13 protein-coding genes and 1 pseudogene are annotated in these 14,119 nt (G+C 58.2%); 9 read left to right on the top strand and 5 right to left on the bottom strand.

Annotated elements, in window-relative coordinates; all coding sequences use genetic code 11:
- Positions 1-22: 22 nt before the first annotated feature.
- The 3 genes from ACFSNN_RS31235 to ACFSNN_RS31245 all read right to left on the bottom strand — a co-directional run bounded on the left by ACFSNN_RS31235 (position 23) and on the right by ACFSNN_RS31245 (position 2,962).
- On the bottom strand, positions 23-1,462 hold the full coding sequence (locus ACFSNN_RS31235) for an aldehyde dehydrogenase family protein (protein ID WP_134465933.1): 1,440 nt from the start codon (positions 1,460-1,462) through the stop codon (positions 23-25).
- A gap of 17 nt (positions 1,463-1,479) precedes the next feature.
- Entirely contained in the window at positions 1,480-2,043 is a 564-nt protein-coding gene (locus ACFSNN_RS31240; RefSeq protein ID WP_134465932.1) for a VOC family protein, read from the bottom strand.
- A 64-nt stretch (positions 2,044-2,107) separates the two neighbouring features.
- Positions 2,108-2,962 carry a fumarylacetoacetate hydrolase family protein gene (locus tag ACFSNN_RS31245; RefSeq protein ID WP_134465931.1) on the bottom strand — a complete coding sequence of 285 codons (855 nt, stop codon included), beginning with the start codon at positions 2,960-2,962 and terminating at the stop codon, positions 2,108-2,110.
- A gap of 148 nt (positions 2,963-3,110) precedes the next feature.
- Here ACFSNN_RS31245 and ACFSNN_RS31250 point away from each other — a divergent pair, with 148 nt between their 5' ends.
- The 5 genes from ACFSNN_RS31250 to ACFSNN_RS31270 all read left to right on the top strand — a co-directional run bounded on the left by ACFSNN_RS31250 (position 3,111) and on the right by ACFSNN_RS31270 (position 7,614).
- Entirely contained in the window at positions 3,111-3,692 is a 582-nt protein-coding gene (locus ACFSNN_RS31250; protein ID WP_134465930.1) for an amino acid synthesis family protein, read from the top strand.
- A gap of 75 nt (positions 3,693-3,767) precedes the next feature.
- Positions 3,768-4,880, top strand: a complete 1,113-nt coding sequence (locus ACFSNN_RS31255; protein WP_134465929.1) for an alcohol dehydrogenase catalytic domain-containing protein — start codon at positions 3,768-3,770, stop codon at positions 4,878-4,880.
- A 129-nt stretch (positions 4,881-5,009) separates the two neighbouring features.
- Positions 5,010-5,516 (top strand): cupin domain-containing protein, encoded by a 507-nt coding sequence (locus tag ACFSNN_RS31260; RefSeq protein ID WP_377747685.1) that lies wholly within the window; start codon positions 5,010-5,012, stop codon positions 5,514-5,516.
- Positions 5,517-5,548: 32 nt separating this feature from the next.
- Positions 5,549-6,139 carry a malonic semialdehyde reductase gene (locus ACFSNN_RS31265; protein ID WP_134466425.1) on the top strand — a complete coding sequence of 197 codons (591 nt, stop codon included), beginning with the start codon at positions 5,549-5,551 and terminating at the stop codon, positions 6,137-6,139.
- Positions 6,140-6,354: 215 nt separating this feature from the next.
- Complete coding sequence (locus ACFSNN_RS31270) at positions 6,355-7,614, top strand: MFS transporter (protein ID WP_377689132.1); 1,260 nt, start codon at positions 6,355-6,357, stop codon at positions 7,612-7,614.
- A gap of 385 nt (positions 7,615-7,999) precedes the next feature.
- On the opposite strand, the pseudogene ACFSNN_RS31275 reads toward ACFSNN_RS31270, so the two are convergent.
- Positions 8,000-8,160: pseudogene (locus ACFSNN_RS31275) on the bottom strand (IS21 family transposase); the annotation flags it as partial.
- A 282-nt stretch (positions 8,161-8,442) separates the two neighbouring features.
- Between ACFSNN_RS31275 and lipB the strand changes: the two are divergent.
- The 3 genes from lipB to ACFSNN_RS31290 all read left to right on the top strand — a co-directional run bounded on the left by lipB (position 8,443) and on the right by ACFSNN_RS31290 (position 11,845).
- Positions 8,443-9,150 (top strand): lipoyl(octanoyl) transferase LipB, encoded by a 708-nt coding sequence (lipB, locus tag ACFSNN_RS31280; protein WP_134465926.1) that lies wholly within the window; start codon positions 8,443-8,445, stop codon positions 9,148-9,150.
- A 23-nt stretch (positions 9,151-9,173) separates the two neighbouring features.
- Positions 9,174-10,133 (top strand): lipoyl synthase, encoded by a 960-nt coding sequence (lipA, locus tag ACFSNN_RS31285; protein ID WP_134465925.1) that lies wholly within the window; start codon positions 9,174-9,176, stop codon positions 10,131-10,133.
- A gap of 230 nt (positions 10,134-10,363) precedes the next feature.
- On the top strand, positions 10,364-11,845 hold the full coding sequence (locus tag ACFSNN_RS31290) for an APC family permease (RefSeq protein WP_134465924.1): 1,482 nt from the start codon (positions 10,364-10,366) through the stop codon (positions 11,843-11,845).
- A gap of 65 nt (positions 11,846-11,910) precedes the next feature.
- Here the strand turns inward: ACFSNN_RS31290 and ACFSNN_RS31295 are convergent, their stop codons facing one another.
- The gene (locus tag ACFSNN_RS31295) at positions 11,911-12,858 is read right to left on the bottom strand and encodes a LysR family transcriptional regulator (protein WP_377688783.1); all 948 of its coding nucleotides are present in this window, start codon (positions 12,856-12,858) and stop codon (positions 11,911-11,913) included.
- Between the two features lie 282 nt (positions 12,859-13,140).
- Between ACFSNN_RS31295 and ACFSNN_RS31300 the strand changes: the two genes are divergently transcribed.
- Positions 13,141-14,109 carry a thiamine pyrophosphate-dependent dehydrogenase E1 component subunit alpha gene (locus tag ACFSNN_RS31300; protein WP_134465922.1) on the top strand — a complete coding sequence of 323 codons (969 nt, stop codon included), beginning with the start codon at positions 13,141-13,143 and terminating at the stop codon, positions 14,107-14,109.
- The last annotated feature ends 10 nt before the right edge of the window (positions 14,110-14,119 follow it).

Raw genomic sequence — 14,119 nt, forward strand, 5'->3', positions numbered from 1 at the left:
ACCGTCCTGGTCGGCGCCGGGATTATTCGAAGTATGCCTTCGTGTAACCGGTTTTGACGGTCGTGAAGAAGTCGACCGCGTACGTGCCCTGTTCGCGCGGTCCATGGCTGGACGCCTTCGTTCCGCCGAACGGCACGTGGTAATCGACGCCGGCGGTCGGCACGTTCACCATCGTCATGCCGCTCTTCACGTGCCGCTTGAAATGCGTCGCGTATTTGAGCGAAGTCGTGCAGATGCCGGATGAGAGCCCGAAAGGACTATCGTTCGCGACGGCGAGTGCTTCTTCATAGCTGTCCACAGCGATGGCGCATGCGATCGGGCCAAAGATCTCTTCGCGGGCAATGCGCATTTTTGGCGTTGCATCGACGAATAGCGCCGGTGACAGGAAGTGGCCACGCGTGTCCCTCGTCAAGAGCTCACCACCGCAGGCGAGCCTGGCACCCTCGCTCTTGCCGATGTTCAGATAGTCCTCGTCGTGCCGCAACTGCGCCTCGTCGACCACCGGGCCGATCTGCGTCTGCGGATCCAGCGCATGGCCGACGCGCAGACGTTCGACCGCTTCCGTCAGACGGGAAACGAACCGCGAATAGATTCCCTTTTGCACGATGAATCGGGACGAAGCGGTGCACCGTTGCCCTGTCGAAAAGTAAGCACCCTGGACCGCGCAATCGATCGCCACGTCGAGATCCGCATCGTCGAGTACGACGAGGGGGTTCTTGCCGCCCATCTCGAGTTGCATGCGTTTGAACTGCAGTGCCCCGCGTTGCAACAGTGTGGAGCCGGTTTCGACGGAGCCCGTGAACGAAACGGCGTTGACGTCGGGCGACGAGACGAGCGCATTGCCGACGACACCGCCGCGTCCCATGGCAAGGTTGAATGCGCCCGCAGGGATCCCGCTACGAGAAATGATCTCGGCCAATGCCCATGCCGATGCAGGGACGAGATCGGCAGGCTTGAACACGACACAGTTACCGTAGGCAAGAGCGGGCGCGATCTTCCAGGCCGGAATGGCGATCGGGAAATTCCAGGGCGTAATGATGCCGACTACGCCAACCGGTTCGCGTGTGACTTCCACCTCGACAAGAGGACGAACGGACGGCAGTTTTTCGCCACCCGTGCGCAGCACTTCTCCGGCGAAGAACTTGAATATTTGACCGGCGCGAGCCACTTCCGCGACACCTTCGGTAAGCGTCTTGCCTTCCTCGCGGGAAAGCAGCGTGCCGAGTTCGATCTGTCTCGCTAGCAACTCCGAGCCGATGAAATCGAGCGCGGTCGAGCGCGCCTGGATGCCGCTATGCGCCCACGTTGCTTGTGCCGCGCGCGCCGCGTCGATGGCGGCTCGCGCGTCGTCGGCATCGGCGTGGGCGTATTCCCCGATGACATCGTCCAGGTCCGAGGGATTGATGTTGGTGCGGGATGCCGTGCTTTCGCGCCAGTGACCGCCGATAAAGTTGCGCTTCATACGAAGACCTACCGTACTTAAGCGTCGAACGCCACGCGCTGGGCGGCAATCCGCGAGCGCATCTCGGAGATCCAAGCCTCGCGAGTTAAAAACCCGGGGCGGCGCCGTGCCATTGCCTCGGTCTGCTTCAGGATTTCGTCAATCGAAAGATCGAGATTGAGCGGTTCGCGGCACGGTTGCGCCGAAAAGAACGGACTGTCGACGTACAGTTCGATCGGATTGCCTTCCGGGTCCTTGAAATAGATCGACCATGCGTTGCCGTGATCGACTTGGTCGATCCCCTGGACGCCGGCTTTGACCGCACGCCGGTAGTACGACTGCAAATCGGCGAGCGAATCGAGCAGCAGCGACAGCTGATTGACGGGGTTGAACGGCAGATCGGTCGGCTTTCCGTCGAAGAGGACGAGTTGATGATGGATCTCGGGATCCTGGGTCATAAAGTACAGACGGTGGCCGGTCGATGCGACGCCCTTGTCGCTGATCACAAAGCCAAGATACTTGCGGTAATAGTCGACCATCATCTCGAGGTCGCTGCAAAAAATCCCGCAATGCGTGAACTGAATTTTCGGCAAGGCTGCCATGGTTGTCTCCGGATGTCTCATTTGCTTTTTGTTCAGATACTCAGCCGTTCATGTACCCGCGCGTTCACGCTTCGTCTGCGACGGGATTCGACAACGTCCCGATTCCCGGTATGACGACATCGAACGTATCGCCCGGTTTCAGGAAGATCGGTGGTTGACGCTTAAAACCGATCCCGCTCGGGGTGCCCGTCGCCAGGATATCGCCCGGTTGCCAATCGAGGGCCTGCGAAACGTACGCGATCAGGGCGGGAATGTCGAACGCTAGTTCGGAGAGCTTGCCAGTCTGCATGCGTTCGCCGTTGAGCAGCCCTTGAATCGACAACTCCCTATAGTCACGGATTTCGTCCGCGGTAACGAGCCACGGACCGAGCGAGCCCGTGCCCCGGAAGTTCTTGCCCATTCCGTACTGGTGCGTATGAAATTGCCAGTCACGGACGCTCGCGTCGTTGAAGCAGGTATAGCCGGCGACGTGATCCATCGCATCTTCCGCTTTGATGTGCGCGCCGCCCTTGCCGATAACGACCGCGAGTTCAGCTTCGAAGTCGAAATGCTCCGACACGCGCGGACGGATGATCGGCGCGCCGTGTGCAACGAGGGTTTGCGCGAAGCGATGGAAGATGACGGGGTACTGTCCCACCGTGCGTCCCGCCTCCGCGGCGTGCGCGACATAGTTGATTCCGACACAAATGATTTTATTCGGACGGGGAATGACCGGTTCCAGCTCGACCGCCGCGAGTGCGAAGTCGTCGGACACTGAAGCGTCGACGAGTCGCCGTGCTTCATCGAGCGCGGTCGTGTTCGATATTAGCGCCGCGAGATCGGCGATCGCTGGCAGTCGCTTCGCGAGATCAATGATGCCTTGATCCTTGACTGCGCCGAATCCCGGTTGGCCTTGACGTCGGTACGAGACCAGTTTCATCTGTTTTCTCCTCATGGGCATAAAAGATATTTTTGTGCATATTACACCGTGCTGGATATAATGCAAGGACCGGCGAGCAAGATGACGAGCCGGTGAGTAGTCGATGTAAGCGAAGTAGCGGATGCGAACCATTTCCTCGGAGCAGCGGATGTCGCTAGTCAATGTAAGAAAGGTCAAGCTGGACGTCGAAGAGGTCTGGCACGAAGGCGGTGAGCGGCTCGGCGAGCCGTTGGTGATCGCGGTGGCGACCGCGATCGTCGCGAACCCTTACGCTGGAAGGTACGAGCCGGATCTATTGCCGTTCATGAGCCAACTACGGCAGCTCGGGGCGGACCTGTCGTCCCGTCTCGTGGCGCAGCTGGGCGGCAAGTCGAAGGTGCAGGCATATGGGAAGGGGGCGATCGTCGGCGAAGACGGTGAACTCGAACACGGCGCCGTCTGGCATGAAGCGGGCGGATGGGCCATGCGGGAAACCTTGGACGGGCCGAAAGCAATCGTGCCGTCGGCCAAGACGATCGGCGGTGTGGGCACACGTCTGATGGTTCCGCTCGGCCACATTCAAGCTTCGTATGTCCGCAGCCACTTCGGAACGTGCGAGGTCACGGTGTGGGACGGCCCGCGCCGCAATGAAATCGCATTTGCTCTGGCCATGGCGACGGGCGGACGCGTTCATGCGCGAATAGGCGGATTGCAGGCATCGGAAATCAAAGGGTTCGACGGCCTGCGGTAGCGTTCAGGTAAACGATGATTTGCTTTGTGCACAAAAATATATATCGTGCACGTATCGATAAACAGGAGACAAACGATGACGACGAAGATGATGCGGGCGGCGCGCATGCACAATGTAGGCGAGCCAATGGTGGTGGAGGACATCCCGATTCCGTCGCCGCGCCCGACCGATGTGCTCGTGAAAGTAAAGGCATGCGGCATCGTCCCGAACCTCGGCAACGTCCTGAGCAATTGGGAGAAGTGGTTCCCTCATCTTCCGTTGCCCAAACTGCCGGCGATCTTCGGCCTCGATGCCACGGGGGTGATCGAAGAGGTAGGCAACCAGGTTCATGCATTCAAGCCGGGCGATCGCGTCTACGTGAACCCCGCCCGTTATTGCGGAGGGTGCCGCGCTTGCCGTTCCGGCGATACGACAGCGTGCCCTTACTACACGTTCAACGGCTACTTCGGATTCAGCAAACGTTCGCAGGCGATATTCGACGACTATCCGTACGGCGGTTTGTGCGAGTACATGACGGCTCCGCAATACAGCCTCGTGAGCATCCCCGATAGTCTCAGTCACGAGACGGCCGCGCGCTTCGGCTATTTGGGCACGGCTTATCGAGCATTGAAGAAGGCCGGAGTGGGCCCAAGCAGCACGATTCTTGTGAGCGGCATCAGCGGAACGTTGGGTATCGGCGTCGCGCTCTTCGGCCTCGCGATGGGCGCCAGGAAGATTCTAGGTACTGCACGTAACAGGGAACTCCTGCAGCGCGTCAAGGCGATTGCGCCGGAGCGCATCGAAGTCATGTCGCTCGATGACGGCTCCGTCAGCGAATGGGCCGCGCGGGTGACGCACGGCGCGGGTGTCGACGCAGTCATCGACGCACTGGGACCGGGCGCAGCGCAAGAGACACTGCGCGAGACGTTGAACACGCTGCGGCGCGGTGGCCTTCTTATCAACATCGGCGCCGTGGCGGGTGAAGTTCCCGTCAACCTGCACTACATGATGGACAATGATCAGAGCTTGAGCGGTTCGGCATGGTTCACGGCGGGGCAAGGGCAGGAGATGGCCGATATGGTGGAGTCGGGTGTCGTCGATTTGTCGGTGTTCGAGCATTGCACCTTCAGGCTTGAAGACATCAACACTGCGCTTGGCGGCATCGAGAATCGCAACGGCGGCTTCAGTAATTATGTGATCTGCCCTTAACCAACGGCATCAGCGCCTGGCCGGCGAGTGACTTTCCGGTGGGGCGCATCGCTACCTCTATCTCTTGCATCGAGCGTATTCATGGCTATCCGAAGAGTGGTAACCGGTCACGACAACAACGGCCGCTCCGTGGTGATTTTCGATGGCGCCACGCCGCGCACTGTTAATTTCGAATCGATCCCTGGACACGCATTCGCGCAGATTTGGACGACACCGCTTTCGCCTGTCCTGCCTGCCGGCAACGCGGATCCCACCGAAGGACAAATCGGTTTACTGCCTCCCGCGGGCGGAACGAGCCTTTTGATCGTTACATTTCCGCCCGACAGGACGATGAGCACGCCCGGCTTCGATCCTGTCGCGGCGGGCGAGGAGTGCGTCGCACGAATGCCTGACCTCGCGCGGACGTTCGAGCCGGAATACCCGGGCATGCACAGGACCGATACCGTCGATTACGCGATCGTACTATCAGGGGAAATTTGGCTGGAGGTCGATGATGGAAATGAGACGTTGCTATGTCCGAATGATGTCGTCGTGCAGCAGGGTACGCGGCACGCGTGGCGCAACAAGAGCGATACGCCCTCGACTGTGGCGTTTTTCATGGTGGGCGCTTGCCGGCAGCAGGTCAGGACCGCGTGATGAGTGACGCCGAACTGGAGTACGAACCCATGATGGCGCCTCTTGATGCCCGTACTCGAGCGCAACTGTTGACGGACGCGCGAAGTCAGAACGCTTGGCTGTCCCGCCCGGTGTCCGACCAAATGCTGCGTGAATTGTACGAACTCACCAGGTGGGGGCCGACGAGCATGAACTGCTCGCCCATGCGCGTGACATTCGTGCGTTCGACGGATGCTCGCACACGGCTGCAGTCGGCTGTTTTGACCGGCAACGTCGAGAAAGTTCGCACGGCACCGGTTGTCGCAATCGTCGCTTACGACACGGCGTTTTACGAGCAAATGCCCAAGCTGTTTCCGCATCGTCCGAATGCCGGCGATCTCTTTCGAGATCGACCCGCGTTCGTCGAGGAGACTTGCCTGAGAAACAGCTCGCTGCAGGGCGGTTACTTCATCCTCGCGGCGCGAATGCTCGGGCTCGACTGCGGACCGCTGTCGGGGTTCGATCCAGGCGCCGTCAATTCGCTGTTCTTCGAAGGCACAACGTTGCGCGTCAATTTTCTCTGTTGTCTCGGCTATGGCGATCCGGCTGGACTGTATCCGCGCAGTCCTCGGCTCAAATTCGACGAAGCTTGCGCGATCGTGTAGGTCCCAGTAGCAATCCATAAACCGCGGGACGATAGCGTCTCGAGACTTGATAAATCCAGGCGCTGGGCGCAATCGCATGCAGCGCTGTGACGAGTTTATCCATCTGCAGGCGTTCGAATAATAAGTAGTATTGCGAAGTAAATAATTTTGAGAAAGCATCACTGGGTTGCATTGAAGGAAACCCTTTCGAAGGCATCATTGGAGGAGACGAGAGCATGGATACGCCGGGAAAGCACGATAGTGCTTACGAGTTTAAGACGGTTTTGCTGTTGGCAGTCGGCTTCGGGTTGGTTGGTCTGGATCGATGGATGGTTGCGCCCTTGTTTCCGTACATGATGCGCGACCTGGGATTGAATTTTCAGCAACTTGGCAATCTGATCGGCGTGCTGGCTATTGCCTGGGGCGCCTGGGCGATAGCAAGCGGTCCGATCTCGGATCGAATCGGCTGTAAGAAGATCCTCGTGTGGACGATGATCGCATTCTCGTTGCTCTCGAGTTTTTCGGGGCTCGCGACGGGATTTGCCAGCCTGATGCTGATCCGGGGGATCATGGGGGTCGCCGAGGGTGCATTCACGCCGGCCAGTGTGGCGGCCACCAGCGAAGCGTCGCTTGCCTCGAGGCGAGGCTTCAACCTCGGCTTCCAGATGAGCATGTTCTCGTTGCTCGGGCTTGGCGTCGCGCCCATTCTCGCGACGCAGCTGCTGCGTATCGTGCCGTCATGGCATTGGGTATTTATGGTTTCCGCGGTGCCGGGATTGATCGTGGCGGCACTGTACGCCAGGATTCTTCGCGATCGCCCGCGGACGGGAACCGTGGGCGCTAGCTCACTCAATCATCCCAAAGTCCAGTGGCGTTCGATTTTTGCCAGTCGGAATGTCGTTGTCGCGATCGCAGCGATGCTTTGCGCGATGTCCGGCATTTTTGTCGTCGGTGCGATGGTGCCGACGTATCTCGTCGCGGTGTTGCACCTTAACGCGCAAAGCATGGGATTTGTTGCGTCGGCGCTGGGCTTCGGGGGCTTCATCGGCTCGTTCGGTTTGTCTGGGCTCTCCGACTACGTCGGGCGCAAGGTCGCAGCCATCGGCGCATTCGCTGTTGCGGCAGTGCTCCTCTTCGTGTTCGCCAGAACCGGGGCGGAGCCAGCAAAGCTTTTCGCGCTTCTGTTCGGTATCTCAATGTGCTCGATTGGCTTACTTAGCTTGTTGAGCGGCCCCATTGCGACCGAGGCGGCTCCCACGGGACTCGTGGCTTCAACGATCGGCTTGATCTCCGGGATCGGCGAGATCTTTGGCGGGGGCGTGGCGCCCGCCATCGCCGGGTATGTCGCTCAGAATTTCGGGTTGCCGCATGTATTTTACTTCGCGTTAGGCGGCCTTGCGCTGGGTGTATTCGTCGTGCTCGCGCTCGTCGAAACGGCGCCTCGACGTAGGGGGGCGGTCGCGCTGTCGGCGGAAGAACCTCAGCAAGTAGCTTGAAGGTCCGGCAGCGCGCTGCGCGTGCTGCCGGATAAGACTGCACGTCTGAACGGGGAACGGATTGAATGACTTAAAAACTCGGATAGCGCTGCGGTACGGCGAATTAATGCCGTCACCGGCCAATGGCCGCCAGGGACAGGGCTGGGGCCTCCGAGGTGACGAAATTACTTCGTTTGCCCGCGAAGTAAAATCGTCAGTGCGCCGGGAGACCGGCAAGGAGTAAAGAGTGCAAGTCTCTTACAATGAAGGTCGAGCAAACCACGTTGTCCCCGAGTCATGCGCAGTATGTCGCGAGACATGCGGCAAAGCGTTGACAGGGGTACGTGCGGGCCAGCCATTGAGCCGCGATAGTTTACTTATTTTGATTGCCCGCGCTGTTGACATCGAGATTGCGGAACGCCGCCGATAGGCTGTCGCTGCGGTGCTCGCGCGGCGCGCCCCCGAGTGCCCAGATTCGGCCAGCGCGACATAGCTCTCGCCGCCGAGAATGACGTGAGCGTGCTCAAAGCCCGACCAGGCCAGCCGGAAGTGATAGAGGCGGTGATCAAGCGCGACACGCCCGGAATATTTCACTAACTCTAGCGGCAGTTTTTCAGTTACCTGGCACAGTATTCCTACCGCGCCGCGGCATTTTTACTCAGTGTCGGCAGTGACGACATTTCAGTTCTCACCATTTTCACATTTCTGCGATCAATTCTTTCTCATTCTTTGGGTGGACGCACCTACACCCACAACCATCTAGACTCGCTTCAAGGGCCAAAAAGACGATCAGGATGTTAGAGGTGGATCTTGCGGCTCGAAAGACATTGACCGCTTTGGGATCGCGAGATGCTGACGGAGACGGGTGTGACTTGGGATGTTGTAGGGACATCCGCAGCAGTGAGCAACGCAGACAGCTTGGCGATTGTTTTGTTTTGGCGAGGCCGCGAAGAGTATTTGGTAACGTACGACGCCATGCGTCGTTACACGCGTGAGCGTGGACCCGGAAGCACCGATCAGATCTGGCTTGTTGAACACCCACCTGTTTTCACCTTGGGTAAAGCCGGAGACTATAAACATTTGCGCAGGCGCGACAGCGGAATTCCACTTCTCAACGTTGATCGCGGGGGGCAGATCACATATCACGGACCCGGTCAAGTAGTCGCCTATCTGCTCTTAGATTTGCGCCGACGGAGACTTTCCATTCCCGTGCTCGTTGACGTCGTTGAGCAGGCGGTCATCGACACGCTTGCTTCTTTTTCGGTAAAGGCGGGACGCAAATCGGGTCGGCCCGGCATCTATGTCGAGATGAGCCCATCAAGGGAATCGCACGCTGGTTCGAAAATTTCAGCTCTAGGTCTCAAGGTGTCTAAAGGATGCACCTATCACGGCCTCAGCTTGAACGTGGAGATGGATCTGGCCCCTTTCACCATGATCGATGCATGCGGAGATCCGACACTCGCCACGGTAGACATGGCGACGCTCGGTGTTGTTGCAGAGTGGAAAGAAGTCGCTCAGCGTCTGGCCGCAAAGCTGGCGCTTCAAATCAGCACATAGCATCAAAAACAAGGGAATGCTTCATGAATGAGATCGACAGTCCATCGAACCCTGCCACCAAGCAACGGGCGCAGGCGAAGACATCGCGCATTCCGATCAAGATCGTTGCAATTGAAAAAATCCGGAGACCCGCTTGGATTCGTTCCAAAATGGCAGTCGGGAACTCGCGGTTCTACGAAATTAAGCAGATTCTGCGCGAGCACCACCTGCATACGGTGTGCGAGGAAGCGAACTGCCCGAATATCGGTGAATGCTTTGGAAAGGGCACCGCGACGTTCATGATCATGGGCGACAAATGTACTCGCCGCTGCCCGTTCTGTGATGTCGGACACGGCCGCCCCGATCCACTCGATGCGGATGAGCCCAAGAATCTCGCCCGCACGATCGGCGCGCTGAAGCTGAAATACATGGTGATCACGTCCGTCGACCGCGACGACCTGCGCGACGGCGGGGCGGCGCACTTCGCCGAGTGCATCCGGCAGGTTCGCGAGCATTCGCCGGAAACGCGCATCGAGATTCTGACGCCGGACTTCCGCGGCCGGCTGGACCGCGCGATCGGCATTCTGACCGCGGCGCCGCCGGACGTTATGAACCACAACCTCGAAACGGTGCCGCGTCTGTACAAGGAAGCGCGTCCGGGGTCGGATTATCACCATTCGCTCAAGCTCCTGAAGGACTTCAAGGCGCTGCATCCGGAAGTCGCGACGAAGTCGGGCCTGATGGTCGGCCTCGGCGAGACGGACGAGGAAATTCTTCAGGTGATGCGCGATCTGCGCGCGCACGACGTCGATATGCTGACGATCGGCCAGTATCTGCAGCCGTCGGAGCACCATCTGCCGGTACGGGCTTACGTGCATCCGGATACGTTCAAGATGTATGAGGAAGAAGCGTACAAGATGGGCTTCACGCACGCGGCCGTCGGCGCGATGGTGCGGTCAAGCTATCACGCCGATCAGCAGGCGATGGAGGCTGGAATCCGCTGAAAATGGGCTTTCAAACGCACTTCGCCGAGTCGAATGGATGCGCGTCTTATCAATCTGATTGACCTGGTTCGATCGGGAATGGCAATCGGACGTTATCAATGTGACGATCGACCATATGGGCGGACGCCGATCCATGAAAATTTCGTAACGTGAAGAGAAGCGGCTGACCGCGTTCCTCGCGCTCAAAAGAAAACGGCGATCGAACGAAATCCAAATGAAGGAGCAGGGAGATGGACATAAAGTTGCAGGACGTGAGACACGATTCCACAGTGGACTCGGCCACCATCGAGAACTCGCCCAGGAGGCTAACGGGAAACATGGGCGCCATAGGGCTTGCGCTCACCGTTCTCGCGTTCTCCGCACCGCTTACGACCGTGTCGGGCTATATCCCGTTTGCACTGGCATTTGGTGGCGTTGCGAGCCCGTTAATCTTTCTGGTTACGGCCGTCGTGCTTCTTTTGTTTTCGGTTGGTTACGTGACCTTGAACAATATCGTGAAGCGGCCCGGAGATTTTTACGCCTTTGTCAGCTACGGCATCGGAAAGTCGACGGGACTGGGGTCGGGCATTCTTGCCGCAGTTGCGTACTTCCTTCTCTTGTCGGGCGTGACCTCTTTTTTCGGCGTCTCCTGCTCGGACCTGGTCCATTCGATGACCGGTGCTAACCTGCCATGGTTCTGGCCCACGCTCGGATGCTGGCTCGTTGTAGCGATCCTCGGTTACTTGCATGTGGAGTTGTCCGCGAAAGTCCTAACGTGGGTCATGATGCTCGAGATCCTGGTGTGTCTCGCGTTCTCGTTCGGTGTCGTTTTCAAAGGCGGCGTGCCGGGGATTGCCGCAAGCGCGCCGTTCAACCCGCACGAGCTTTCGCATAGCTCGCATATTCCGTTTTCGATGCTGTTCGTGATGTCGTTCTTCACGGGCTTCGAAGCGACGGCGTTGTTTCGCGATGAAGTCAAACTGCCGGATCAGACCATCCCGCGAGCGACATATGGCGCGGTGATTTTTATCGGCGTGATCTACACCTTTTGCGCTTACGCGATGATCATGGCGTATGGCACGAATGTGCAGGACGTTGCCGCTAAAACGCCTGCCGTCATGTTTCCGGAAGCATTTTCGAAGTTTGTCGATCCGCGACTTCATACCATCGTGACTATTCTTGTGATGACGTCGGCATTTGCTGCGGCTTTGTCGAATCAAAACGTATTGTCGCGCTATCTGCATAACCTCGGGACGGACGGTGCGGTCCCTGGTTTCCTCGGTCAAGTGCACCCGAAGCATCAGTCTCCATATCTTGCTTCGATGACGACATCGACACTCGTTCTTTGCACGTTGATTCCGTTCATTCCTATGGGGACCAAGCCCGATATTCTTTACGGCGCGTTGTCGGGTCTCGGTACGTCGGGCGTTATTATCCTGATGGCTATCGTGAACTTTGCTTCGCTTGCCTGGTATGTTCGAAGCGGCCGGAAGCAAGGCACGAGCTTCGCCAAGTCCTTTCTGGCACCGGCTATTTCTTCTGTGTTCTTTATTGCGCTGGTCGTGCTGGTGGCGCTGCATTTTGACGTACTTGCGGGTGGCGAGCCGGGCCAATACACATGGCTGTTTTATTGTCTGATCGGCGTTCAGCTTGGCGGCATGGTTCTCGCGCAATACTTCAAGCGTGTGCGCCCGGATGTTTTCAGGCGTTTGGGTCGTAGCCACCATTCCTGATAACGAACGTGAATATCGGCTAGACAATCACTGTGAAATTGTCTAGCCGACTTTTATCAGCGGATTCAGACCTCGAATACCCTGGCGATCTTTTGCGCCAACTCCGCGACGATCGGATTGAGCGGCATATCAGGGCGGCGAAAGTAGCTCGCCGTGAAAGACATCGTCGGCATGTCGTGCCCCGTCTGTAGCAGGCGAAGACGCCCGCTCGCAAGCTGTTCCGCCACTACGTGCTTGGGAATCGCAGCCACGCCGATTTGGTCCAGGGCCATCTTGACGATGGAGGACAGCGAGGAATTAGCGAAGATGCGCACATTGGACAGATGTGCCTCGTCGAACAACCCTTTCAATTGCCAATACGGCTTTGTAGAACGCGCAAACGTGATGATCGGATACTGAACGATATCGGCCAACGTGGGCTTGTCCGGCAGCGGAAAATCGCTCGACACTACCCAACTGATTGCATAGCTGCATAGCGGAAGATTTTCTGCGCTGCTCGTGCTTATCGGTCCCATCAACAAAGCGACGTCGATGCTTCCATCGACCAGACCTGCGGTTAGTGCCGCGGTCGTATCGACATTGACCTCCAGTGTGACGTCCGGATACTCGCGATTGAGTCCTTTGAGCAAATCGGATAGCCATGTATGAACGATTGTATCCGAGGCGCCTAGCTGAACCACGCCACTCAGCGCGCTTCCGCCCGCGATCGCTTCGACCATCTCGGTGCGCAGCGCCATCATGCGCTCGGCATAGCCGAGCAGTGCCCGTCCTTTCGCCGTGAGAAAGCATCCGCGCTTATCCCGCTCGAAGAGCCGTCCCTTGAGCTGCTGCTCGAGTTGGACGATACGGGCGGACACGGCCGGCTGCGTCGTATGCAGTTTCTCTGCGGCGCGGTGAAATCCTCCGCTTTGAGCGACGGCGTAGAACGTCTCAAGATTCCTCATATCGATCATGGCAGGTTCTCTGTGGCAGGCAGGCTTGTCCCGTCGATGAGACTTGACACAATCGATCATATCCGCCTTACACGCGCATGAAAGCGAGCCGTGATTGTTTCTCATCCTTAAGGTGGAAGAGCATTCCTTGTGCGTTTAATAGAATAAGTACACGCACTTTCGCAGCGATTCCTTGCCCAATGCACTGGTTAGAAAAATCGCCGAGCTGATAAATCTAAGTGATCTGAACAAATCCAGAAACACAATTGGACCTTATCAAATTGGCAAGCGAGGATGGATCGAGCTTCGTTAAGCATCCACGAAGAAAGCTTCTTAAAAGACAGGAGAACTGGAGTGTCCGCTATGAATTTTCCCCGCGAGCGGCTTGCTGAAGCCTATCGAGCCATGCGGACGATCCGCCGCTTCGAAGAACGCGTGATGGATGAAATGTCTACCGGCGATATTCCCGGCAATACGCATCTGTGCGCTGGCCAGGAAGCCAGTGCAGTCGGTGTGTGCCTTCATCTGACTGACAACGACTACATCTCGTCGACTCACCGGGGCCATGGCCACTGTATTGCCAAAGGGTGCGACATTGGCGCGATGATGGCCGAACTGTTCGGCCGGGCCACCGGCACGTGCGGAGGCAAGGGCGGCTCACAGCACATCGCCGATTTGCACAAGGGTATGCTAGGCGCGAACGGTATCGTCGCTGGCGGTGCGCCGATCACGTGCGGTGCTGCGTTGAGCGCGAAGCTGCTCGGCACGAATCAGGTTGCAGTGGCATTCGCCGGGGATGGCGCGATGAACGAAGGCGCGATGTCGGAAAGCTTCAATCTAGCGAAGATCTGGATGCTTCCCATCATCTTCGTCATCGAGGACAACGGATTCGGCGAAGCGACTGCAAACGAGTTCGTTTCTGCTGGCAGCTTCACCCGTCGCGCCGAAGGCTTTGACATCCCCGCCGTCGAAGTGGACGGCACAGATCTTTTCGCGGTGTATACCGCTGCCGGTGACGCGATTCAGCGCGCTCGCACTGGCGGCGGCCCGAGCCTGCTTCACGTGCATGTTCCGCGCTACTACGGCCACTACAGCGGCGACCCCGACACGTATCGTACGGTCGAAGAAAAGAAGGCCATGCGGCAAGAGCGCGACTGTCTCGTGAACCTGCGCGCGCGCGTAAAACAGGATGAGTCGATGGACGCCGCCGAGCTCGATGCAATCGACCAATTAATCGAGAGCGAGATCGACGACGCGGTGAGAGCGGCACGAGCCGCACCCTTCCCGCCGTTGTCGGCCCTGACCACCGATGTGTACGTGAAGTATTTGTAAGGACTCGAAG

It is taken from the genome of Paraburkholderia dipogonis (assembly GCF_042680985.1).
GTDB classification, from domain to species: domain Bacteria; phylum Pseudomonadota; class Gammaproteobacteria; order Burkholderiales; family Burkholderiaceae; genus Paraburkholderia; species Paraburkholderia phytofirmans.

Coding starts and splice junctions, on each gene's coding strand:
- ACFSNN_RS31235 (WP_134465933.1), bottom strand. CDS start 1,462: ATGAAGCGCAACTTTATCGGCGGTCACTGGCGCGAAAGCACGGCATCC.
- ACFSNN_RS31240 (WP_134465932.1), bottom strand. CDS start 2,043: ATGGCAGCCTTGCCGAAAATTCAGTTCACGCATTGCGGGATTTTTTGC.
- ACFSNN_RS31245 (WP_134465931.1), bottom strand. CDS start 2,962: ATGAAACTGGTCTCGTACCGACGTCAAGGCCAACCGGGATTCGGCGCA.
- ACFSNN_RS31250 (WP_134465930.1), top strand. CDS start 3,111: ATGTCGCTAGTCAATGTAAGAAAGGTCAAGCTGGACGTCGAAGAGGTC.
- ACFSNN_RS31255 (WP_134465929.1), top strand. CDS start 3,768: ATGACGACGAAGATGATGCGGGCGGCGCGCATGCACAATGTAGGCGAG.
- ACFSNN_RS31265 (WP_134466425.1), top strand. CDS start 5,549: ATGGCGCCTCTTGATGCCCGTACTCGAGCGCAACTGTTGACGGACGCG.
- ACFSNN_RS31270 (WP_377689132.1), top strand. CDS start 6,355: ATGGATACGCCGGGAAAGCACGATAGTGCTTACGAGTTTAAGACGGTT.
- lipB (WP_134465926.1), top strand. CDS start 8,443: ATGCTGACGGAGACGGGTGTGACTTGGGATGTTGTAGGGACATCCGCA.
- lipA (WP_134465925.1), top strand. CDS start 9,174: ATGAATGAGATCGACAGTCCATCGAACCCTGCCACCAAGCAACGGGCG.
- ACFSNN_RS31290 (WP_134465924.1), top strand. CDS start 10,364: ATGGACATAAAGTTGCAGGACGTGAGACACGATTCCACAGTGGACTCG.
- ACFSNN_RS31295 (WP_377688783.1), bottom strand. CDS start 12,858: ATGATCGATTGTGTCAAGTCTCATCGACGGGACAAGCCTGCCTGCCAC.
- ACFSNN_RS31300 (WP_134465922.1), top strand. CDS start 13,141: ATGAATTTTCCCCGCGAGCGGCTTGCTGAAGCCTATCGAGCCATGCGG.